The organism is Streptomyces sp. NPDC058371 (assembly GCF_042723265.1).
Lineage (GTDB): Bacteria > Actinomycetota > Actinomycetes > Streptomycetales > Streptomycetaceae > Streptomyces.
Genome location: NZ_JBHXJC010000007.1, coordinates 293,748 through 315,357 on the forward strand (window position 1 = coordinate 293,748; position 21,610 = coordinate 315,357).

The 21,610-nt window shown below is 70.7% G+C and carries 20 protein-coding genes; 13 read left to right on the plus strand and 7 right to left on the minus strand.

From position 1 onward, the window contains the following. Positions 1 to 39: 39 nt before the first annotated feature. The 3 genes from ACFWM2_RS22805 (at position 40) to ACFWM2_RS22815 (ending at position 3,057) form a co-directional block, all read left to right on the plus strand. Positions 40 to 1,131 (plus strand): LCP family protein, encoded by a 1,092-nt coding sequence (locus ACFWM2_RS22805; protein WP_383282738.1) that lies wholly within the window; start codon positions 40 to 42, stop codon positions 1,129 to 1,131. Between the two features lie 203 nt (positions 1,132 to 1,334). After that, on the plus strand, positions 1,335 to 1,691 hold the full coding sequence (locus ACFWM2_RS22810; RefSeq protein ID WP_383282740.1) for a YciI family protein: 357 nt from the start codon (positions 1,335 to 1,337) through the stop codon (positions 1,689 to 1,691). Positions 1,692 to 1,737: 46 nt separating this feature from the next. Next, positions 1,738 to 3,057 carry an RNA polymerase sigma factor gene (locus ACFWM2_RS22815; protein WP_383282743.1) on the plus strand — a complete coding sequence of 440 codons (1,320 nt, stop codon included), beginning with the start codon at positions 1,738 to 1,740 and terminating at the stop codon, positions 3,055 to 3,057. 149 nt (positions 3,058 to 3,206) lie between these two features. On the opposite strand, the gene ACFWM2_RS22820 is transcribed toward ACFWM2_RS22815, so the two are convergent. Then, the gene (locus tag ACFWM2_RS22820; RefSeq protein WP_383282746.1) at positions 3,207 to 4,385 is read right to left on the minus strand and encodes a methyltransferase domain-containing protein; all 1,179 of its coding nucleotides are present in this window, start codon (positions 4,383 to 4,385) and stop codon (positions 3,207 to 3,209) included. A 90-nt stretch (positions 4,386 to 4,475) separates the two neighbouring features. On the opposite strand from ACFWM2_RS22820, the gene ACFWM2_RS22825 reads away from it, so the two are divergent. From ACFWM2_RS22825 to groL, 4 genes are all read left to right on the plus strand, one after another. Next, on the plus strand, positions 4,476 to 5,402 hold the full coding sequence (locus tag ACFWM2_RS22825; RefSeq protein WP_383282749.1) for a polysaccharide deacetylase family protein: 927 nt from the start codon (positions 4,476 to 4,478) through the stop codon (positions 5,400 to 5,402). A 46-nt stretch (positions 5,403 to 5,448) separates the two neighbouring features. Continuing rightward, positions 5,449 to 6,237 (plus strand): polysaccharide deacetylase family protein, encoded by a 789-nt coding sequence (locus ACFWM2_RS22830; RefSeq protein ID WP_383282752.1) that lies wholly within the window; start codon positions 5,449 to 5,451, stop codon positions 6,235 to 6,237. Positions 6,238 to 6,574: 337 nt separating this feature from the next. Further along, a complete protein-coding gene (groES, locus tag ACFWM2_RS22835) occupies positions 6,575 to 6,883 on the plus strand; it encodes a co-chaperone GroES (protein ID WP_261705370.1) in 309 nt (102 codons plus the stop codon). A gap of 111 nt (positions 6,884 to 6,994) precedes the next feature. Next, complete coding sequence (groL, locus tag ACFWM2_RS22840) at positions 6,995 to 8,623, plus strand: chaperonin GroEL (RefSeq protein WP_383282756.1); 1,629 nt, start codon at positions 6,995 to 6,997, stop codon at positions 8,621 to 8,623. 116 nt (positions 8,624 to 8,739) lie between these two features. Here groL and ACFWM2_RS22845 read toward each other — a convergent pair whose 3' ends face one another. The 3 genes from ACFWM2_RS22845 to ACFWM2_RS22855 form a co-directional block, all read right to left on the minus strand. After that, a complete protein-coding gene (locus ACFWM2_RS22845) occupies positions 8,740 to 9,447 on the minus strand; it encodes an ester cyclase (RefSeq protein ID WP_383282759.1) in 708 nt (235 codons plus the stop codon). Between the two features lie 159 nt (positions 9,448 to 9,606). Beyond that, positions 9,607 to 10,380 (minus strand): SDR family NAD(P)-dependent oxidoreductase, encoded by a 774-nt coding sequence (locus ACFWM2_RS22850; RefSeq protein ID WP_383282762.1) that lies wholly within the window; start codon positions 10,378 to 10,380, stop codon positions 9,607 to 9,609. 247 nt (positions 10,381 to 10,627) lie between these two features. Continuing rightward, on the minus strand, positions 10,628 to 11,326 hold the full coding sequence (locus ACFWM2_RS22855) for an MOSC domain-containing protein (protein WP_383282765.1): 699 nt from the start codon (positions 11,324 to 11,326) through the stop codon (positions 10,628 to 10,630). A gap of 80 nt (positions 11,327 to 11,406) precedes the next feature. On the opposite strand from ACFWM2_RS22855, the gene ACFWM2_RS22860 reads away from it, so the two are divergent. Continuing rightward, positions 11,407 to 12,303 carry a LysR family transcriptional regulator gene (locus ACFWM2_RS22860; RefSeq protein WP_383282768.1) on the plus strand — a complete coding sequence of 299 codons (897 nt, stop codon included), beginning with the start codon at positions 11,407 to 11,409 and terminating at the stop codon, positions 12,301 to 12,303. A 109-nt stretch (positions 12,304 to 12,412) separates the two neighbouring features. On the opposite strand, the gene ACFWM2_RS22865 is transcribed toward ACFWM2_RS22860, so the two are convergent. Continuing rightward, positions 12,413 to 12,745, minus strand: a complete 333-nt coding sequence (locus ACFWM2_RS22865) for a WhiB family transcriptional regulator (protein ID WP_383282771.1) — start codon at positions 12,743 to 12,745, stop codon at positions 12,413 to 12,415. Between the two features lie 390 nt (positions 12,746 to 13,135). Here ACFWM2_RS22865 and ACFWM2_RS22870 point away from each other — a divergent pair, with 390 nt between their 5' ends. The 4 genes from ACFWM2_RS22870 (at position 13,136) to ACFWM2_RS22885 (ending at position 17,583) form a co-directional block, all read left to right on the plus strand. Continuing rightward, positions 13,136 to 13,747, plus strand: coding sequence for a response regulator transcription factor (locus tag ACFWM2_RS22870; RefSeq protein ID WP_003948568.1), 612 nt, complete (start codon positions 13,136 to 13,138; stop codon positions 13,745 to 13,747). Positions 13,748 to 14,015: 268 nt separating this feature from the next. Continuing rightward, on the plus strand, positions 14,016 to 14,603 hold the full coding sequence (locus ACFWM2_RS22875; RefSeq protein WP_266497194.1) for a sigma-70 family RNA polymerase sigma factor: 588 nt from the start codon (positions 14,016 to 14,018) through the stop codon (positions 14,601 to 14,603). 235 nt (positions 14,604 to 14,838) lie between these two features. Continuing rightward, positions 14,839 to 16,344 (plus strand): IMP dehydrogenase, encoded by a 1,506-nt coding sequence (guaB, locus tag ACFWM2_RS22880; RefSeq protein WP_383282774.1) that lies wholly within the window; start codon positions 14,839 to 14,841, stop codon positions 16,342 to 16,344. Between the two features lie 114 nt (positions 16,345 to 16,458). Continuing rightward, positions 16,459 to 17,583 (plus strand): GuaB3 family IMP dehydrogenase-related protein, encoded by a 1,125-nt coding sequence (locus ACFWM2_RS22885; protein WP_383282777.1) that lies wholly within the window; start codon positions 16,459 to 16,461, stop codon positions 17,581 to 17,583. A gap of 69 nt (positions 17,584 to 17,652) precedes the next feature. On the opposite strand, the gene ACFWM2_RS22890 is transcribed toward ACFWM2_RS22885, so the two are convergent. Both ACFWM2_RS22890 and ACFWM2_RS22895 read right to left on the minus strand, forming a co-directional pair. After that, positions 17,653 to 18,267 (minus strand): hypothetical protein, encoded by a 615-nt coding sequence (locus ACFWM2_RS22890; protein WP_383282780.1) that lies wholly within the window; start codon positions 18,265 to 18,267, stop codon positions 17,653 to 17,655. Positions 18,268 to 18,390: 123 nt separating this feature from the next. Beyond that, positions 18,391 to 19,599 (minus strand): nucleotide sugar dehydrogenase, encoded by a 1,209-nt coding sequence (locus tag ACFWM2_RS22895; RefSeq protein WP_383282783.1) that lies wholly within the window; start codon positions 19,597 to 19,599, stop codon positions 18,391 to 18,393. Between the two features lie 271 nt (positions 19,600 to 19,870). Between ACFWM2_RS22895 and ACFWM2_RS22900 the strand changes: the two genes are divergently transcribed. Further along, positions 19,871 to 21,577: a glycerol-3-phosphate dehydrogenase/oxidase gene (locus ACFWM2_RS22900; protein ID WP_383282786.1), complete on the plus strand. Its 1,707-nt coding sequence runs from the start codon at positions 19,871 to 19,873 to the stop codon at positions 21,575 to 21,577. Positions 21,578 to 21,610 lie beyond the last annotated feature (33 nt).

Sequence of the window (21,610 nt, forward strand, 5' to 3'; positions counted from 1 at the left end):
GGTTCCTGCTCGTAATAATTCGGACTTATGTTCCTCCGCGTGACAGGAGACGAGGAGCACGGGGACGCCCGCACGGGCGCCGGGGGAGTCGGTGGCCTTGGCCTGGTGTCGGGCAGGCGCGGCCGGCCTCGTCTGCTCAAGGCCGCCGGGATCGCGCTCGCCGGTGCCCTCGTCCTCACCGCCGCCGGAGCGGGCTGGGCCTACTGGCATCTGAACCACAACATCAAGAGCGTCGACATCAACAGCGCGCTCGGTGACGACCGACCGCCGAAGACGGTGCCCACGCCCTCGGCGTCCGCCTCGGCCTCCGCGGCCCCGCTGCCGAGCGGACCGCTGAACATCCTGGTCCTCGGCTCCGACTCCCGCAGCGGCGCGGAGAACGCCCAGCTCGGCGGCGGCGACAGCGGCGGGGCACGCTCCGACACGGCGATGGTCGTCCACATCGACGAGGGCCGCACCACCGCGACGGTGGTGAGCATCCCGCGCGACACCCTCGTCACCCGCCCGTCGTGTCCCCTGACGTCCGGCGGGACGACATCGGTGGCGTACGGCGCGATGTTCAACAGCGCGTACGCGGTGGGCGGTCCGGTCTGCGCGGTGAAGACGGTGGAGTCCCTCACGAACGTCCGGATGGACCACTACATCGAGATCGACTTCTCGGGTTTCGCCGGTCTGGTGGACGCCCTCGGCGGCGTCACCGTGACGACGGACGAGGACATCGACGACGACCAGAGCCATCTGCACCTGGCCGCCGGGACCCGCCATCTGAACGGCACTCAGGCGCTGGCGCTGGCCCGCACCCGGCACGGCATAGGCGACGGCAGCGACCTGGGCCGCATAGGCCTCCAGCAGAAGCTGGTGAAGGCCCTGCTGGAGCAGATCGGGTCGACCGACCTGCTGACGAGCCCCAGCCGGCTCTACAAGGTCGCCGACGCCGTCACGGGCAGCCTGACGACGGACACGGGTCTCGACTCGCTCGGCGAGCTGACGAAGCTCGGACAGAGCCTGAAGGGACTGTCGTCCGACGAGGTCACGACGGTGATGATGCCGGTGGTGACGGCCCCGTCCGACCGCAACCGGGTGGTGGCCGACGAGCCGGAGGCGGCCGAGCTGTGGGCCTCGCTGAAGTGACGCCGCACTGACCCATCGACCCCGCTCGACCTGGATTCATGGTTGGTGACCTGCGAAAACGCATGCCGCGAAGAATTTTCTCGAAGAAAATCCGGCGCGGGTGTCGATCGGCACGGGTCCCGTTCGACGCACTGGTGAGAGGCGGGGAGCGGCCCCGCCCGGGACGACCGGGACGCCCCGGCCGTCGTACCGAAGGAGTCACCATGCCCCGCTACCTGTCGATGGTCCGGATCGACGAGGCCAACGCGCCCGCCGAGGGCCCCAGCCCCGAGCTGATGCAGCGGATGGGGGAGCTGATCGAGGAGATGACCAAGGCCGGCGTCCTGCTGGACACGGCGGGGCTCACGCCGACCGGCCAGGGCAGCCGGGTCCGCTGGGAGAAGGGGCAGCTGTCCGTCACCGACGGCCCGTTCACCGAGTCCAAGGAGGTCGTCGGCGGCTACGCGATCATCCAGGCCAAGGACAAGGCCGAGGCGATCGAGTGGGCCAAGCGCTTCCTGAAGATCCACGAGGAGCACTGGACCGTGACCTCCGAGGTCCGGGAGATCGCGGAGGGCTGAGCGGGGCGCTTGGCCGGACGGTTCCGCGGGTGTCTCATGGTGGGCTGTGACCGAGCAGCCCACCGCCGCACCCGCGACCTCCGCCTCAGCCGACGCCGGGACCGGGGGCGACAGCACGGCCGACGAGGCCGTCGCCGCCGTCGAGACGATCTTCCGGATCGAGTCGCCCCGGATCATCGCGGGCGTCACCCGGATCGTGCGGGACGTCGGCATCGCCGAGGAGCTGGCGCAGGACGCGCTGGTCGCCGCCCTGGAGCAGTGGCCGCGGGACGGCGTGCCGGACAACCCGGGCGCCTGGCTGACGGCCACCGCCAAGCATCGCGCGATCGATCTCGTACGGCGCCGGGAGCGCTACGCGCGCAAGCTGGCCGAGGTCGGGCGGGACCTGGAGAGCGCCCCGCAGCACGTCGACGCGCCCGCCGACCCGGACGACATCGACGACGACCTGCTGCGGCTCGTCTTCACCGCCTGCCATCCGGTGCTGTCCGCCGAGGCCCGTATCGCCCTCACGCTCCGGCTGCTCGGCGGCCTGACCACGCCCGAGATCGCCCGCGCCTACCTCGCCCCCGAGGCGACGGTCGCCCAGCGGATCGTGCGCGCCAAACGGACACTGGCCGCGAAGGGCGTCGCCTTCGAGGTGCCGTACGGTCCGGAGCGCGAGGCCCGGCTGGGGTCGGTCCTGGAGGTCATCTACCTGATCTTCAACGAGGGGTACGCGGCCACCGCGGGCGACGACCTGCTGCGGCCCGCCCTGTGCGAGGACGCCCTGCGGCTGGCCCGCGTACTGGCCGAGTTGATGCCCAAGGAGCCCGAAGTGCACGGGCTGACCGCGCTGTTGGAGCTCCAGTCGTCGCGGACGGCCGCCCGCACCGGCCCCGCGGGCGAGCCGGTGCTGCTCAGGGACCAGAACCGCCGGCGCTGGAACCGGATGCTGATCCGCCGCGGATTCGCGGCGCTCGGCCGCGCCAACGCCGTCTCCACCGGCGGCCCCGGCCCGTACGCCCTGCAGGCCGCGATCGCCGCCTGCCACGCCCAGGCGTACGCGTACGAGGACACGGACTGGCGCCGGATCGTCGCCCTGTACGACCTGCTCGCGGCCCGTTCCCCGTCCCCGGTGGTCGAGTTGAACCGTGCGGTCGCCGTCTCCATGGCCGAGGGCCCCGAGCCCGCCCTCGCCCTGGTCGACGCCCTGGCCGCCGAACCGGCTCTCGGCGACTACCACTTGCTGCCCAGCGTGCGTGGCGACCTGCTCGCCCGGCTCGGCCGTACGCGGGAGGCCCGGGCGGAGTTCGAACGCGCCGCGTCCCTCGCCCGCAACGAACGGGAACGCGAACTGCTGCGGGCCCGCGCGGAGGAGTGCCGCTGAGCCGGCGCTCGCGGGGGCGGACGCCTGACCGGCGGGAGCCCGGGTGGGGAGCCCGGCCGGCGGGAGTCGCGGGGCGGCCGGAAGGGGGGGAGCCTCGGCGGGGTGGCCGGCCGGAGCGGGTCTCGGCGGGCGCCCGAGCGGCGGGGGGTCTAGGCCGGGTGGCCGACCAGCATCGTCGGTGCTCCCGCCACCCGGGTGAGGAACACCGTCGCCGAGTTGGGCCCCTGCGGCTTCACCTTCCGTCGCAGCTCCTCCGGTTCGACGGCCGAGCCGCGCTTCTTCACGGTGAGGATGCCGACCCCGCGCTCCCGCAGCAGCGCCTTCAACTTCTTGACGTTGAAGGGGAGTTGGTCGGTGATCTCGTAGGCGGTCGCGTACGGGGTCGGGCGCAGGCCGTCGGCGGTCACGTACGCGATCGTCTCGTCGAGCAGGCCGCCGTCCAGCTCCTCGGCCACCTCCGCGACGAGATGGGCGCGGATGACGGCGCCGTCGGGCTCGTACAGATAGCGCCCGAGCGGCCGCACCGACGGGTCGGGCAGCCCCCGGCCGCGCAGCTCACGGGGGCCCGGCAGCAGGGTGGCGCGGACCAGGCCCGGTTCCGTGCCGAACCACAGCACGGCCTCCTTCACGTCCCCGCCGTCCGAGATCCACTCGGCCTCGGCCTCCGCCGGAATCGCCTCGTGCGGGACGCCCGGCGCGATCTTCAGGGCGGCCCGGGGTGCCTTCAGGGCCGCCCCGACCGCCCAGGAGAGCGGCGGCGAGTACGCCTCGGGATCGAAGATCCGGCCGCGTCCACCGCGCCGGCCCGGGTCCACGAAGACCGCGTCGTACTCCTCGGTGGCCACCTCCGTGACGTCCGCCTCGCGCACCTCGATCAGGTCCGCGAGACCGAGCGCGTCGGCGTTCGCGCGGGCCGCCGCCACCGTCAGCGGGTCCCGGTCGACGGCGAGGACCCGGATCCCGGCGCGGGCCAGCGCGATCGCGTCGCCGCCGATACCGCAGCAGAGGTCGGCGACGGACCGGACGCCCAGCGCGCCGAAGCGCTCCGCGCGATATGTCGCGACGCTCGTCCGGGTGGACTGCTCGACCCCGTTCGGCGTGAAGAACATCCGCTCCGCGTCCTCGGCCCCGAACTTCGCCGCCGCCCGCTGCCGCAGCCGCGTCTGGGCGAGCACCGCCGTCACCAGGGGCGCCGGATGGTCGCGGCGCAGCCGGGTCGCCACGGCCAGCTCCTGGGCCGGCTCGGTGCCGCGCGCCGCGTCGAGCAGGGCGCGGCCCTCGGGAGTGCGGAGGGAGGCGAAGGAGGCCAGCGGATCCAGGTCGTTCACCGGCCCATTGTGGGCCAGTCGGTGGACGGTGCGCGCCCGGCGGCGGTGTCGGCCCGTCCCGGCGGCGGTGACCTGGGAGGATCCGGCGCCATGCGACTCGTACGACAAAATGATGAAAACCGCACGAAGCGGACCGCGGTGGGAGGGGTCCGGGGCGCCCTCGCCGGGCTCGCGGCCGCCGCGCTCGCCGCCGGCTGCGCCGGCACCGACTCCGCCGTCAAGGGCGCCCACGGACCGCAGGCGCTGCACGCGCCGCCGGCCCGCGCCCTGGACTCGTACGCCTCGAAGCTGCGTGTCGCGCAGGCCGCACGAGTCGCCGCGGCCAAGCGCTGGGGCCTGGCCAAGACCCCGCTGGCCGCGCCGCCCGCCCCGGCGAAGAAGCCGGTGATCGAGGCCCGCAAGGGCTTCGAGGTCGAGGACCAGGACGAGCTGCCCCCCGTCTTCACGACCATCCCCACCAAGGACAAGGTCGTCTTCCTCACCATCGACGACGGCGCCGAGAAGGACCCGGCGTTCCTGAAGATGATGAGCGACCTGAAGATCCCGTACACCGCCTTCCTCAGCGACTACCTCGCCAACGAGAACTACGGCTACTTCAGGAAGATGCAGGCCCGCGGGATCACCCTGAACAACCACACCCTGCACCACCCCTACCTGCCCGGGCTCTCGTACGACCAGCAGAAGCACGAGATCTGCGGCATGCAGGACGTGATGAGGAAGCAGTTCGGCAAGCGCCCGTCCCTCTTCCGGCCGCCCTACGGCAACTACAACGAGGACACCCTGCGCGCCGCCAAGTCCTGCGGCATCAGGTACGCGCCGATCTGGAACGAAGAGGTCTTCGTCGACCACTGGGAGTACCGCGAGTGGGACCGGTCCCTGCACCCCGGCGACATCGTCCTGACCCACTTCCGGGGCCGTGAGGACTGGAAGGGCACCATGCCCGACATGGTCCGCCGCTTCCTGAAGAAGGTCACGGACGAGGGGTACGCCGTGGCGCGGCTGGAGGACTACCTGTGAGGGTGCCCGTACGCCCCGCCCGGGACGTACGACCGGAGTGCCCCCGATGACCGCGCGGGCCCGCACCCTGCTGGCCGGCCTGCTCGCCTCCGCGCTGCTCACCGGGGTCACCGGCTGCGCCCAGTCCGTCGACCCGATCGAACGGCTGGGCAAGAAGGCGGCGGAGCGCGTGCGCACCCACGCACCGCAGCGGCCGACCGCCGCGACGTACCGCCGCTGGGGGCTGGCCGCCCCGCTCGCCGCGGCCCCCGGGCGCCCCGACCGGCGGGCCGCCGCGCCCGCCGCCGGCCCCGGCCTGCCGCCGGTGGTCGACCACGTCCCCACCCGGGACAAGGTGGTCTTCATGACGTACGACGACGGCGCCGAGCGGGATCCGCGGTTCGTCGACATGGTCCGTGAACTGCGGCTGCCGGTCAGCATGTTCCTCACGGACAGCGTCGTCGGGCCCGGGTACGGGCACTTCGCGCAACTGCGGGCGTTCGGCGCGAGCGTGCAGAACCACACCCTCGACCACACCTCGCTGCGCGGCCTGCCGTACGCCGGCCAGCGCGCCGAGATCTGCGGCCAGCAGGAGAAGCTCAGGCACCGCTTCGGCATCCGCCCCCGGCTGCTCCGCCCCCCGTACGGCACCTACGACACCACCACGCTGCGGGCCGCCGCCGACTGCGGTGTCTCCGCCGTCGTACTGGGCCGGGACGCCGACGCCGGCCGGCTGCACCCGGGCGACATCCTCCTCGGCCCCGAAGAACCCGACGTCACCGCAACCATGACCCGCCTGTTGCGCCGCATCCAGTCCCAGGGCCTGACGCCCGCTCGCCTCGAGGACTACCTGTAGGGGGCATCCCGCTCGTGCGTCTGGAGGACTATCCGGGGGAGAACCAGCCCGTCCGGCGTTTGAGGACAAGGCCGTCCAGGCCGATACGGGGGCCTGGGGGCAGCGCCCCCAGAAGACGCCCGCCCCCGCCCAGGGCACCCAAATCCCCCGCCGCGCCGGCAGGCGTTTGGCACTCCGCTTGACCGAGTGCTAATCGCAGTCATAGTCTCGGGTCTGGCACTCCCCACTGGAGAGTGCCAATAGCGACGGGCAGGTCCGGCACCCGCGACGACGGATCGACCTGGTCGCCACCTCAGACAGTTAACCCCGTGAGATCTCCGAAGGGGGAGGTCGGATCGTGACGACCACCAGCTCCAAGGTTGCCATCAAGCCGCTCGAGGACCGCATTGTGGTCCAGCCGCTCGACGCCGAGCAGACCACCGCCTCTGGCCTGGTCATCCCGGACACTGCCAAGGAGAAGCCCCAGGAGGGCGTCGTCCTGGCCGTGGGCCCGGGTCGCTTCGAGGACGGTAACCGTCTTCCGCTCGACGTCACCGTCGGCGACGTAGTGCTCTACAGCAAGTACGGCGGCACCGAGGTGAAGTACAACGGCGAGGAGTACCTCGTCCTCTCGGCTCGCGACGTGCTCGCGATCATCGAGAAGTAATTCACCCAGTTTTGCAGTGAACTGCGCCCCTGGCCCCCGCGACCTAAGAAGCCGGGCGCTGGGGGCGCAGTTCGTTTCTCCCAAGTTTTCCGAGAGGGCTGAATCGCTCCCATGGCGAAGATCCTGAAGTTCGACGAGGACGCCCGTCGCGCCCTTGAGCGCGGCGTCAACAAGCTTGCCGACACAGTGAAGGTGACGATCGGCCCCAAGGGCCGCAACGTCGTCATCGACAAGAAGTTCGGCGCCCCCACCATCACCAACGACGGCGTCACCATCGCCCGCGAGGTCGAGATCGAGGACCCGTACGAGAACCTCGGTGCCCAGCTGGTGAAGGAGGTGGCGACCAAGACCAACGACATCGCGGGTGACGGCACCACCACCGCCACCGTGCTGGCCCAGGCGCTCGTCCGCGAGGGCCTGAAGAACGTTGCCGCGGGTGCCTCCCCGGCCCTGCTCAAGAAGGGCATCGACGCCGCGGTCAAGGCCGTGTCCGAGGAGCTCCTCGCGACCGCCCGGCCGATCGACGAGAAGTCCGACATCGCCGCCGTCGCCGGTCTGTCCGCCCAGGACCCGCAGGTCGGCGAGCTCATCGCCGAAGCGATGGACAAGGTCGGCAAGGACGGTGTCATCACCGTCGAGGAGTCCAACACCTTCGGTCTGGAGCTCGACTTCACCGAGGGCATGGCCTTCGACAAGGGCTACCTGTCGCCGTACATGGTGTCCGACCAGGAGCGTATGGAGGCCGTCCTCGACGACCCGTACATCCTCATCCACCAGGGCAAGGTCAGCTCCATCCAGGACCTGCTGCCGCTGCTGGAGAAGGTCATCCAGGCCAACGCCTCCAAGCCGCTGCTGATCATCGCCGAGGACGTCGAGGGCGAGGCCCTGTCGACCCTGGTCGTGAACAAGATCCGCGGCACCTTCAACGCCGTCGCGGTGAAGGCCCCCGGCTTCGGTGACCGCCGCAAGGCCATGCTCGGCGACATCGCCACCCTCACCGGTGGTCAGGTCATCGCCGAGGAGGTCGGCCTCAAGCTCGACCAGGTCGGCCTGGACGTGCTGGGCACCGCCCGCCGCGTGACCGTCACCAAGGACGACACCACCATCGTCGACGGTGGCGGCAGCTCCGACGAGGTCGCCGGCCGGATCAACCAGATCAAGGCCGAGATCGAGAACACCGACTCCGACTGGGACCGCGAGAAGCTCCAGGAGCGCCTCGCGAAGCTGGCCGGCGGCGTGTGCGTGATCAAGGTCGGCGCCGCGACCGAGGTCGAGCTCAAGGAGAAGAAGCACCGTCTGGAGGACGCCATCTCCGCGACCCGCGCCGCGGTCGAGGAGGGCATCGTCTCCGGTGGTGGCTCCGCGCTCGTCCACGCCGTGAAGGTCCTCGAGGGCAACCTCGGCAAGACCGGCGACGAGGCCACGGGTGTCGCGGTCGTCCGCCGCGCCGCCGTCGAGCCGCTGCGCTGGATCGCTGAGAACGCCGGCCTGGAGGGTTACGTCATCACCTCCAAGGTCGCCGAGCTCGACAAGGGCCAGGGCTTCAACGCCGCGACCGGTGAGTACGGCGACCTGGTCAAGGCCGGCGTCATCGACCCGGTCAAGGTCACCCGCTCCGCGCTGGAGAACGCCGCGTCCATCGCCTCCCTGCTGCTGACGACCGAGACCCTGGTCGTCGAGAAGCCGGCGGACGACGAGGGCGAGGCCGGTCACAGCCACGGTCACGGTCACTCGCACTGAGGCCGCCCGGCCTCCAGGCCGACAGGCCGACAGGCCCACCGGGCCGTTAGGTCACAGAAGCCTCCCTTTCCCAGCCGGGAAAGGGAGGCTTCTGCCGTCTCCGGCGCCGACAGGGCCTAGGTCTCGAGCTCGTCGAGCACCCCGAGCTGGGCCATCAGCCCCAGCCGGTCGTTCTGCCACCAGCCCTCGGCGATCTTTCCGTCCTCCTGGCACCGGAAGATGGTCGTCCCGGTCATGGTGACCTTCTTGCCGGTGGCCGGGATTCCCATGAAGTCGCCCTTGTGGGTGCCGCTCCAGGTCCACCGCGTGCACACGCGGTCGCCCTCGGCGATCTGGTCGTCGACGGTGAAGGCGAAGTCGAACCCGCTCCGGTACATCCCGATCTCGCTCCGCATCGCGTCGAGTCCGATGGTGTCCTGCTCGTTGGCGGGATCGTGGTCGTGATAGTTCTCCGCGATCAGGTCGTTGAGCGGCGGCAGTTCACCCGCCGCGCCGACCGTCTCGAAGAACCGGCGCGCGTTGTCCGCGTGCAACTGCTCGTCGCGCACCACATCCAGATCCGTGAAGGTGGGCATCTCGTCACAGAGGGCGACCATCTCGCGGAAGATCGTGTCGGTCTCCGGAAGGTTCGAGTTCCGCATCGCCTCCTCGTACGACGGAAACTCCAGGATCTCGATGAAGTGGGACGCGTCCGACCGGTCCTTGCCGATCGTGCTGTGCGTCGCGGTCCGCTTCCCCTTGGTTCGCTCGACCCACGTGTCCATGAGCCTGTTCATCTCGTCGAATCGACTGGTCTTGCAGTCGATCAGTTGCACAAAGGTCATGACGTCGCCGCCTTCCGGCCCCCTGGGTCCGGTGGAATACCACCATTCTAGTGAAAAACCCCTCGAACCTTTCGGTTTAAGGGGATTTCACCAACGGGGAAGGCGTCGCTGCGCGCCGTCGACGGACGCGAGGACCCGCCCGTAACGGCACCGCTCGACTCACTGCGGGCCGTACTTCCGCCCCGTCTTCGACGTGACCCCGCCGAGCAGCGCGCGCGGAGTCACCTTCACCACGCCCATCAGGGCCTTGTAACGGGGGTCCGGGATGGACAGGGACTTGCCCCGGGCCAGGTCCGCGAGGGCCGCCGTGACCAGCTTGTCCGCGTCGAGCCACATCCACTTGGGGATGTTGTCCGTGCCCATGCCGGCCCGCTCGTGGAACTCGGTGCGCACGAAACCGGGGCACAGGGCCATCAGCCGTACGCCACTGCCGGCCAGGTCCTTCGCCGCGCCCTGCGTGAACTGCACGACCCACGCCTTGGACGCGCCGTACGTACCGCGCGGCACGAAGGCGGCGACCGAGGCGACGTTGACGACTCCGCCCCGGCCGCGGCCGCGCATGCTCGCGGTCGCCGCCGAGGTCAGCCGCAGCACCGCCTCGCAGTGCACCTTGAGCATCTTCAGCTCGTCGGCCATCGGTACGTCCAGATAGCGGCCCTTGTTGCCGAAGCCCGCGTTGTTGACCAGCAGGTCGACGGGGTTCTTCGGGTCGGACAGCCGGGCGGCCACGGACTCGATGCCGGCGTCCGTCGCCAGGTCCGCCGTCAGCACCTCCGCCTCGATGCCGTGCCGGTCGTGCAGCTCGGTGGCCTGCTCGCGCAGCCGCTTGGTGTCGCGCGCCACCAGGACGAGGTTGTGGCCGTCCGCCGCCAGCCGCCGCGCGAAGGCAGCGCCGATGCCCGCGGTCGATCCCGTAATCAAAGCCGTTGTCATGGCCCAAGGTTAGGACCGCGGGCGGGGTGCTCACGCCGCGCACCGGACCCCGTCCGCCCGATGCCGGTACGGGGGTCACGCACCCGACGACAGGCGTTGCCCACCGGCGGGGACGGGCCCCGAACACGCGTACCCCAGCCGCCCGGACGGGCCCCGAACGCCCGTTGCCCGAGCCGCTCGTCGGGCCCGACCCCGCCTCGCCCCGCAGCACCGGCAGCGGCCCGCCCCGCGGCCGCCGATACGCCGCTCACGCCCCGGAAACGCGCTCCGTACCCTCGGAACTGCCGTACTTCTCCACGTACTTACGCGCAGTGTCCCGCGCCTCCGGGTGCAGTGCGTCTCCCGCCGCCAGCAGCCGCGGCAGCAGGGCCCGTTCGAGGGTGACCGCGCGGAACTGGAGGGCCACCGTCACCTCGTGGTCCGGCCGGTGCAGGATCCGGATCGGGTCGCCGGCCCGGATCTCGCCGGGGCGTATGACCCGCAGATAGGCGCCCGGCGCACCCCGCCGCGTGAAGCGCTTGACCCAGCCCTTCTCGCCGAGGTGCTCCTGGAAGGTGCGGCAGGGGATACGACCGCTGGTGACCTCCAGGACGACCTCGTCCCCGATGGCCCAGCGCTCGCCGATCCGGGCACCGGAGACGTCGAGCCCTTCGGTCGTGAGGTTCTCGCCGAAGATGCCGTTCGCCAGCGGACGCTCCAGCTCGCGCTCCCACTCGTCGAGGTCCTCGCGCGCGACCGCGTACACCGCCTGGTGGTCCCCGCCGTGATGGCGCAGGTCGCAGACGGCGTCCCCGGCCAGGCCGCCGGCGCCGAGGCCCTTGGAACCCGGTGCCGACACCCGCACCGGCCCGTCCACCGGCCGCTTGTCGATGCCGGTCAGGCCCTCCGGCTGGTCCGTGAAGTCCACGGCCCGCGCCCGGCCCACGTTCAGAGACAGAAGCTTCATGACGGAACGTTAAGCGATGACCGCCCAAAGCATCAACGCACTATTCGACGTTATATCCAAGAATCGCTTATGCTCAAAGGGTGATCGAGGCCCGTCATCTCCGTGTTCTGCGCGCCGTGGCCGCCACCGGCTCCTTCTCGGCGGCGGGGCGCGAACTGGGCTGCACCCAGCCCGCAGTCAGCCAGCAGATGAAGGCCCTCGAATCCTCGGTCGGTACGCCCTTGCTGATCCGCACCGGCCGCGAGATGCGCCTGACCCAGGCCGGCGAGGCCCTCGTCCGGCACGGAGCGGGCATCCTCGCCGGTCTGACGGCCGCGGAGGAGGAGGTGGCCGCCATCGCCGGGCTGCGCGCGGGCCGCGTCCGGCTCGTCTCCTTCCCCAGCGGCAGCTCCACCCTGGTGCCCACCGCCCTCGCCGCACTCCGCGCCGACCACCCGGGCACCCGCGTCTCCCTGGAGGAGGCGGAACCGCCCCGCTCGGTGGAGATGCTGCGCGAGGGCGACTGCGACATCGCGCTCGCCTTCCGGTACGAGGGCGCGGCGGGCGCCGAGGAATGGGACGACCTGGTCGTACGGCCGCTGCTGGTGGACCGGCTCGTCGGGCTCGTCCCCGAGGGACACCCGCTGGGGACGGCGGACTCGGTGGCCATCGGGGAACTGGCCGGCGAGCCGTGGATCGCGGGCTGCCCGCGCTGCCGGGGCCAGCTGGTCGAGGTCTGCGAGGCCGCCGGCTTCGTGCCCCGCATCGACTTCGCCACCGACGACTATCCGGCGGTGGTCGGCCTGGTCGGCGCGGGTCTCGGCGTCGCGGTCCTCCCGGAGCTGGCCGTGGAGTCCGTACGTCCCAAGGGAGTGCGCACGGTGGCGGTGGAACCCCCGGTACGACGGGAGATCGTCGCGCTCACCCTGCCGGACCTCGCACAGGTGCCCGCGGTCGCGGCCACCCTGACCCGGCTGGCCCGCGCCGCGGCACGCTGAGGCGGGCCCTCCCGGGCGGATCCGCTCGCAACCGCACCGGGAGACGCGCCCGGCGGGCGCGCCAAAAGCAGGGGCACGCGTGTACGTGCCCGTCAGCAGAAACGTTCCTTCAGGTGTGCAGCCGGCTCGACGGCCCGCCACCGCTCGCCGCCGACACGAGCCGGTTGCGTGCGCGCCCCATGAGCTCTTCGCGTTCGTCCTCGGTCAGTCCGCCCCACACCCCGTACGGCTCGCGCACCGCCAGCGCGTGCGCCGCGCACTGGGCGCGTACCGGGCATCGCATGCAGACCTCTTTGGCCGAGTTCTCGCGAGCGCTCCGTGCCGCACCGCGCTCGCCCTCCGGGTGGAAGAAGAGCGAGCTGTCGACCCCGCGGCACGCCGCGAGGAGCTGCCAGTCCCAGAGGTCCGCGTTCGGACCGGGAAGGCGGGAGAAATCTGCCATTGCGTGTCCCCTTGTTGCCGTTCTGGGCTGCTATGTGCCCATCGACCGTACATCTACGATCTAAGGAGATGAAAATATGACTCATTGCGAATCTAGCCATAGACACCAGCAAAAGGGAAGAAAACCGGCTAAATGGGGCATGGGTTGTGATGAAAGATTGAGGGTCCGTGGTGCATGTCTGCACCGTGTCCGCACCCTCACGTAGAGTGCCGAAGATGACGGACGGCCCCGTAACTCTTTCGAGTGACCATCGTTGAGAGTGCGAGGCGGTTGAAGGAACAAGCGCTCGGGCAGACGGCAGTATCCGTCGGCGAGTGTCGACCGCTCAGGTGACGATTCGTAACCAGCCTGGAGGCTCAAGGTGACGCGCATCAGCTGCGGAGGGCGGCCATGACATCCGTCCTCGTCTGCGACGACTCCCCGCTTGCCCGAGAAGCGCTCCGCCGCGCGGTCGCGACCGTGCCCGGCGTGGAGCGTGTCACGACGGCGGCCAACGGCGAGGAAGTCCTCCGCCGCTGGGGTGCCGACCGTTCGGACCTGATTCTGATGGACGTACGCATGCCCGGTCTGGGCGGCGTCGAGACTGTTCGGCGGCTGTTGTCCGCCGACCCCGGTGCGCGCATCATCATGCTCACCGTCGCCGAGGACCTGGACGGCGTGGCGCTCGCCGTCGCCGCCGGTGCCCGCGGCTATCTGCACAAGGACGCCTCGCGCGCCGAACTGCGGGCCACGGTGACGCAGGCGCTCGCCGACCCGACCTGGCGGCTCGCTCCGCGCAGACTGCGGTCGGCCGAGATGGGTGCCGCGCCGACGCTCACCGCGCGGGAGATCCAGGTCCTGGAGGGCATGAGCCACGGCCGCTCGAACGCGGAGATCGGCCGTGAGCTCTTCCTCTCCGAGGACACCGTGAAGACGCACGCCAGGCGGCTTTTCAAGAAGCTCGGCGCCTCGGACCGCGCGCACGCCGTGGCGCTCGGTTTCCGGTGGGGCCTGGTTCGCTAGGTGAGCTGCCGGGAGGGTACGACGGCAGCAGTCCCCGCTCGCCCTGAGGCGGGCGGGGCCGGGCCCTCGAAGAGAGTCTCTGCGATGCCCGATCCCCGTTTCCCGGCGGATGCCGCATCCTTGAGGTGTGGAGTTCCTCGGGGACGAGTCGGGCGAGCGGAAGGGGAGGGCGCAGGAAATGAGTTCCGGCGCACCTGCTCATAACGCTTCGGTGCACAACTATGGACGCGGTGCCACGGATCGGACGACGCCAAGGCACCATGGACCGATGCGTGACGATGAGGCGGCCACTGCCCAAGGGGCAATTGGTGCGCTGGTCCATCGCGCGGTCGACGGCGACGAGCAGGCCACGCACGACCTGCTCGCTCACGTACACCCACTGGCATTGCGCTACTGCCGTACGCGACTTTCCCGGCTTCCGGGGGACGCGCGGCACTTCGTGGAGGACCTCGCGCAGGAGGTCTGTGTCGCGGTTCTGCTGGCCCTGCCGCGCTACAAGGACACGGGCCGCCCCTTCGAAGCCTTCGTCTTCGCCATCGCCGCGCACAAGGTCGCCGATCTGCAGCGCGCCGCGATGCGCCACCCCGGATCGACGGCCGTGCCCTCGGACGAGATGCCCGAGCGCCCCGACGACTCACTCGGCCCCGAGGAGCGTGCGCTGCTCAGCAGCGACGCCGAATGGGCCAAGAAGCTCATGGCCAACCTCCCCGAGAACCAGCGCGAGCTGCTCCTGCTGAGGATCGCGGTGGGCCTCACGGCCGAGGAGACCGGCCAGATGTTGGGAATGTCACCAGGAGCGGTCCGCGTGGCCCAGCACCGGGCCCTGAGCCGCCTCCGGGCGCTGGCCGAGCAGTAGCCCCGCTCGGCGGGTCGCGGCGGCAATGGCCGCGACGGCAAGGGCCGGGGTGGCCTTCCCCGGCAGCGACCGAGCCTCCTGGGGGTGTCCCCTTGGGACAGCGGATGAACGGCGCCGCCCCCGGACCCGTACGAACCTACGAAGCCAACGGGCAGCCGGCACCGTGGAATGAGAGAGCCATGCTTCCCGTTAGCATGGACATCCGCACCGATCAAGGCCATTTGGGGAAGGTGTCATGACTGCCAACGTCGACGGAGTGCCCGCCAAATTCGCGACACTCGGGCTGACCTACGACGACGTGCTGTTGCTGCCGGGCGCTTCGGAAGTGCTGCCCAACGCGGTCGACACCTCGTCCCGCATCTCCCGCAACGTGCGTGTGAACATCCCGCTGCTCTCGGCCGCGATGGACAAGGTGACCGAGTCGCGCATGGCGATCGCCATGGCACGGCAGGGCGGCGTGGGAGTACTGCACCGCAACCTCTCCATCGAGGACCAGGTCAACCAGGTCGACCTCGTGAAGCGCTCCGAGTCCGGCATGGTCACCGACCCGATCACGGTCCACCCGGACGCCACGCTGGCCGAGGCCGACGCGCTGTGTGCCAAGTTCCGCATCAGCGGCGTCCCCGTCACCGACGGCAACGGCAAGCTGCTCGGCATCGTCACCAACCGCGACATGGCCTTCGAGACCGACCGCTCGCGCCAGGTGCGCGAGGTCATGACGCCGATGCCCCTGGTCACCGGCAAGGTCGGCATCTCGGGCAACGACGCGATGCAGCTGCTGCGCCGCCACAAGATCGAGAAGCTTCCGCTGGTCGACGACGCGGGCATCCTCAAGGGCCTCATCACGGTCAAGGACTTCGTGAAGGCCGAGAAGTACCCGAACGCCGCGAAGGACGCCGAGGGCCGCCTGCTGGTGGGTGCCGCCGTCGGCGCCAGCCCCGAGGCGCTGGAGCGGGCGCAGGGCCTGGCCGAGGCCGGTGCGGACTTCCTGATCGTCGACACCTCGCACGGGCACAACAGCAACGCCCTCAACTGGATGGCGAAGATCAAGTCGAGCGTCGGCGTCGACGTGATCGGCGGCAACGTAGCCACCCGTGACGGCGCCCAGGCCCTGATCGACGCCGGTGTCGACGGTGTCAAGGTCGGCGTGGGCCCCGGCTCGATCTGTACCACCCGCGTGGTCGCCGGCATCGGCGTCCCGCAGGTCACCGCCATCTACGAAGCGGCCCTCGCGGCCCGCGCCGCAGGCGTCCCGGTGATCGGCGACGGCGGTCTGCAGTACTCCGGCGACATCGGCAAGGCCCTCGCGGCCGGCGCCGACACGGTGATGCTCGGCAGCCTCCTCGCGGGCTGCGAGGAGTCGCCCGGCGAGCTGCAGTTCATCAACGGCAAGCAGTTCAAGTCGTACCGCGGCATGGGCTCGCTGGGTGCCATGCAGTCGCGCGGCCAGGGCAGGTCGTACTCGAAGGACCGCTACTTCCAGGCCGAGGTGGCGTCCGACGACAAGCTCGTCCCCGAGGGCATCGAGGGCCAGGTGCCCTACCGCGGCCCGCTGGCCAACGTGCTGCACCAGCTCGTCGGCGGTCTGCGCCAGACCATGGGCTACGTGGGCGCCGCCTCCATCGACGAGATGGAGACCAAGGGCCGCTTCGTCCGCATCACCTCGGCGGGCCTCAAGGAGAGCCACCCGCACGACATCCAGATGACGGTCGAGGCACCGAACTACAGCCGTAACCAGTAGTCGTCAGCAGCAGCCGTACGGCTTGAGGGCGGTCCCGGAGGGTTCCGGGGCCGCCCTCGTCGTGGGCGTCGGCGATACTGGGAGACGCAGAAGCGAAGACGGAAAGGCCACAACGTGACTGAGATCGAGATCGGGCGCGGCAAGCGCGGCCGCCGGGCGTACGCCTTCGACGACATCGCCGTCGTCCCCAGCCGCCGTACCCGGGACCCGAAGGAGGTCTCGATCGCCTGGCAGATCGATGCCTACCGCTTCGAGCTGCCCTTCCTGGCCGCCCCCATGGACTCGGTCGTCTCGCCGGCCACCGCGATCCGCATCGGTGAGCTGGGCGGCCTGGGTGTGCTCAACCTCGAAGGCCTGTGGACGCGGTACGAGGACCCGCAGCCGCTGCTCGACGAGATCGCCGGGCTGGACGCGGACACCGCGACCCGCCGCCTCCAGGAGATCTACGCGGCCCCGATCAAGGAAGAGCTGATCGGGCAGCGCATCAAGGAGGTGCGCGACTCGGGCGTGGTCACCGCCGCGGCCCTGTCCCCGCAGCGCACGGCGCAGTTCTCCAAGGCCGTCGTGGACGCGGGCGTGGACATCTTCGTCATCCGCGGTACGACGGTCTCGGCCGAGCACGTGTCGGGTGCCGCCGAGCCGCTGAACCTGAAGCAGTTCATCTACGAGCTCGACGTCCCGGTGATCGTCGGCGGCTGCGCCACGTACACCGCCGCCCTGCACCTGATGCGCACGGGCGCGGCGGGTGTGCTGGTCGGCTTCGGCGGCGGCGCCGCGCACACCACGCGCAATGTGCTGGGCATCCAGGTCCCGATGGCGACGGCCGTCGCGGATGTCGCGGCCGCCCGCCGTGACTACATGGACGAGTCCGGCGGCCGCTATGTGCACGTCATCGCGGACGGTGGCGTGGGCTGGTCCGGCGACCTCCCCAAGGCCATCGCCTGCGGTGCCGACTCGGTGATGATGGGCTCCCCGCTGGCCCGTGCCACGGACGCGCCCGGCCGGGGCCACCACTGGGGCATGGAGGCGGTCAACGAGGAACTGCCGCGCGGCAAGAAGGTCGACCTCGGCACCGTCGGCACGATCGAGGAGATCCTCACCGGCCCCTCGCACATCCCGGACGGCTCGATGAACATCTTCGGTGCCCTCCGGCGCGCCATGGCCACCACCGGCTACAGCGAGCTCAAGGAGTTCCAGCGCGTCGAGGTGACGGTCGCGGACTCGCAGCACAAGCGTTAGTCCGTACGACGTGTCAGGGCCCGGTCGCCGCGCGGTGACCGGGCCCTTTCGTGTGGTGCCGCCGAGCGGTTACCGGCCGGCCTTCTGGGTGCTGGAGAACGCCACGTAGGCGGCGATCGCGAAGAAGACGAAGGTCAGCGGGTCGGCTTCGGCCTTCCATGCCTCCTGGACCCAGTCGAAGTGCTGGAAGAAGACTTCGTTGAAGCCGACGCCGTTGTCCTTGGCGCCGATCATGGCCTCGCCGATCAGCTGGCCGAGGTAGACCGAGCCCACGGACAGGACGACGCTGACGATCGGCAGGACGGGGCTGCGGCCGCCGACGCGGCCCGCGGCGAGCCCGATCAGGAAGCCGACACCGACGGCCGCCCAGCCGATCTCGTGCCGGGTCGCGCCGATGATGGCGCCGTAGACGCCCGCCGCGACCAGGGCGGCGCCGACGGCGGCTGCCAGACCGAGTACGACGTTGGTGCGGGCCGGAGCGGCCGGGGGCGCCGGGGCGACCGGGTAGCCCGGAGCCGTCGGGAAGCCCTGCTGGGGGACCTCCGACTGCGGGGCGGTCGGGGTGCCGGTGCCGGGCTGCTGGTCGGCGTACGGATTCTCGGCCTGCTGGGCCTCTTCGGGCTGCTCGGCCTTCTCCAGGTTCGTGGCCGGCGGACCGGACGGTGGCATGGACGACTGACTCATGTGGATCCCCCCAGGGACGTGAACGCACAGCGGAGAGTGCGGAGATGTAAGCGCACTCGTGTGCGAGAGCTGCCGCACACTAGCAGGCCCAAATGGATCTCCGCAGGGGGGATTTACGGGAGGTCAGAGGCGGTGTGCCGCACCGGTCGGAGTGGCCCCGCGGGTATCCAGGAGGAGTTGGGCCTTTACGGACAGGCCCTGGAGGTCGTACGTGCGGTGCTGCTGGAGCAGGATCGTCAGGTCGGCGTCGGCCGCGGCCTCGTACAGGGAGTCGGCCCGGGGGATGGGGCGGTCCAGGACGCTCCAGGCGGGGATGAGCGGGTCGTGGTAGCTCACGGCCGCGCCCAGCTCCATGAGCCGCAGGGCGATCTCGTGGGCGGGCGAGCCCTGTTGGTCCGCGAGGTCGGCCTTGTAGGTGACGCCGAGCAGCAGCACGCGCGCGCCGCGGGCCGATTTCCCGTGCTCGTTGAGGAGGGTCGCGGCGCGCTGGATGACGTACTGGGGCATGTGGTCGTTGACCTGCTGGGCCAGTTCGACCATGCGGAGGGTGCGGCCCGAGTGGCCGATCAGGTCCTGGGCGATTCCGTGGCCGCCGACGCCGGGCCCCGGCCGGAAGGCCTGGAAGCCGAACGGCTTGGTCTCGGCGCAGCGGATGACGTCCCACAGGTCGACGCCCAGGTCGTGGCAGAGCACGGCCATCTCGTTGACCAGGGCGATGTTGACGTGCCGGAAGTTGGTCTCCAGGAGCTGGACCGTCTCCGCCTCGCGTGGTCCACGCGCGCGTACGACCTTGTCGGTGAGACGGCTGTAGAAGGCGGCGGCCGACTCGGTGCAGGCGGGGGTCAGACCGCCGATGACCTTGGGTGTGTTGCCGGGGTTGAAGTCGCGGTTGCCGGGGTCGACCCGGCTGGGCGAGTACGCGAGGTGGAAGTCGCGGCCGGCCCGCAGCCCGGAACCCTCTTCGAGAAGCGGGCGCAGGAATTCCTCGGTGGTGCCGGGGTACACGGGGGACTCGAGGATCACCGTGGTGTGCGGGCGCAGGCGTGCGGCCAGGGTGCGGGCGGCCGCGGCCATCTGGCCCAGGTCCAGCGCGCCGTCCGCGCCCCGCGGGGTCGGCGCACAGATGACAGCGGTGCGCACCCGGCCTAGTTCGGCCGGGTTGGTGGTCGGCCGGAAGCCTCCCGAGTGCATCCGGCGCAGTTCGGCGGCGGTGAGCGAGCCGCCCTCGGGCCCGGTTTTGTAACCGAGAGTGGGGATGCCTGCGGCGACGGCGGCCTGGGCCAGGGGCAGGCCGAGATGACCGAGTCCGATGACGGCGAGATCTGCGGGCATGGCGTGGGCCGTCCTTCCCAGTAACCGAAGTGGGACATGCGCGCAAACCCTGTGGACAGGACGGGCGAGCGCAATGTCAGACTAGGAGTAAATATGACCGATTTGCGGGATTACTTGGCTGTGTTTCCTTGAGAGTCCCCGATTGATGTCCACAGGCCCCGGGTGGTCGGTGGCCGATGGTGGGCAACACGGTCAGAATTTGGGCATGGGGAGTGAGAGCCGGGCTTCGCCGGACGGGTGCGGCCAGCGCAACGGATAGCGGGAGGCAGCGGTGAGGACAGCGACACTGGGGCCGGCGGAGCGCGCCGAGTCACTGGCGGGAATGGCCGAGCGTGAGCTGGACGTACTGGTCGTGGGCGGCGGGGTGGTCGGTGCCGGCACCGCGCTCGACGCCGTGACCCGCGGTCTCTCCACGGGTCTGGTCGAGGCGCGTGACTGGGCGTCGGGCACGTCGAGCAGGTCCAGCAAACTGATCCACGGCGGGCTGCGCTATCTGGAGATGCTCGACTTCACACTGGTGCGCGAGGCCCTCAAGGAGCGTGGCCTCCTCCTGGAGCGGCTCGCGCCCCACCTGGTGAAGCCCGTGCCCTTCCTCTACCCCTTGCAGCACAAGGGCTGGGAGCGGCTGTACGCGGGATCCGGCGTCGCGCTCTACGACGCCATGTCGATGGCCCGCGGACACGGCCGCGGCCTGCCCGGGCACCGCCATCTGAGCCGCCGCCACGCGCTGCGCGTCGCGCCCGCCCTGAAGAGGGACGCGCTGGTCGGCGCCCTGCAGTACTACGACGCGCAGATGGACGACGCCCGCTATGTGGCGACCCTGGTGCGCACGTCGGCGGCGTACGGCGCGAAGGTCGCCAACCGCGCGCGGGTGACCGGCTTCCTGCGCGAGGGCGAACGCGTCGTCGGCGCCCGGGTGCAGGACGTCGAGGGCGGTGGGGAGTACGAGATCCGCGCCAAGCAGGTGGTGAACGCGACGGGTGTGTGGACCGACGACACCCAGGCGCTGGTCGGCGAGCGGGGCCAGTTCCACGTCCGCGCGTCCAAGGGCATCCATCTGGTCGTACCGAAGGACCGGATCAACTCGAGCACGGGTCTGATCCTGCGGACCGAGAAGTCCGTGCTGTTCGTCATCCCCTGGGGCCGGCACTGGATCGTCGGCACCACCGACACCGACTGGGACCTCGACAAGGCGCATCCGGCGGCCTCCAGCGCCGACATCGACTACCTCCTCGAGCATGTGAACTCGGTGCTCTCGGTGCCCCTGACCCGCGACGACGTACAGGGGGTCTACGCCGGACTGCGGCCGCTGCTCGCCGGTGAGTCCGACGCCACCAGCAAGCTCTCGCGCGAGCACACCGTCGCGCATCCGGTGCCGGGACTCGTGGTCGTGGCGGGCGGCAAGTACACGACCTACCGCGTGATGGCCAAGGACGCGGTGGACGAGGCGGTGCACGGCCTCGACCAGCGGGTCGCCGAGTGCGTCACCGAGGACATCCCGCTGATCGGCGCGGAGGGGTACCGCGCGATGTGGAACGCGCGAGCGCGGATCGCGGCCAACACCGGGATCCACGTGGTGCGCGTGGAGCACCTCCTCAACCGCTACGGGTCGCTCGCCGACGAACTCCTGGATCTCATCGCCGCCGACTCCTCCCTCGGCGAGCCCCTGCAGGCGGCGGACGACTATCTGCGCGCCGAGATCGTCTACGCCGCCTCGCACGAGGGTGCGCGCCATCTGGACGACGTCCTCACCCGCCGTACGCGCATCTCCATCGAGACCTTCGACCGGGGCACGCGCAGCGCCCGTGAGGCCGCGGAGCTGATGGCACCGGTCCTCGGCTGGGACAAGGACCAGATCGAGCGCGAGGTGGAGCACTACGAGAAGCGGGTCGAGGCGGAGCGCGAGTCGCAGCGCCAGCCGGACGACCTGACGGCCGACGCGGCACGGCTGGGGGCGCCGGACATCGTGCCGCTGTAGCGGGAGTGGTGCGGTGGGGGGCGACTGCGAGGC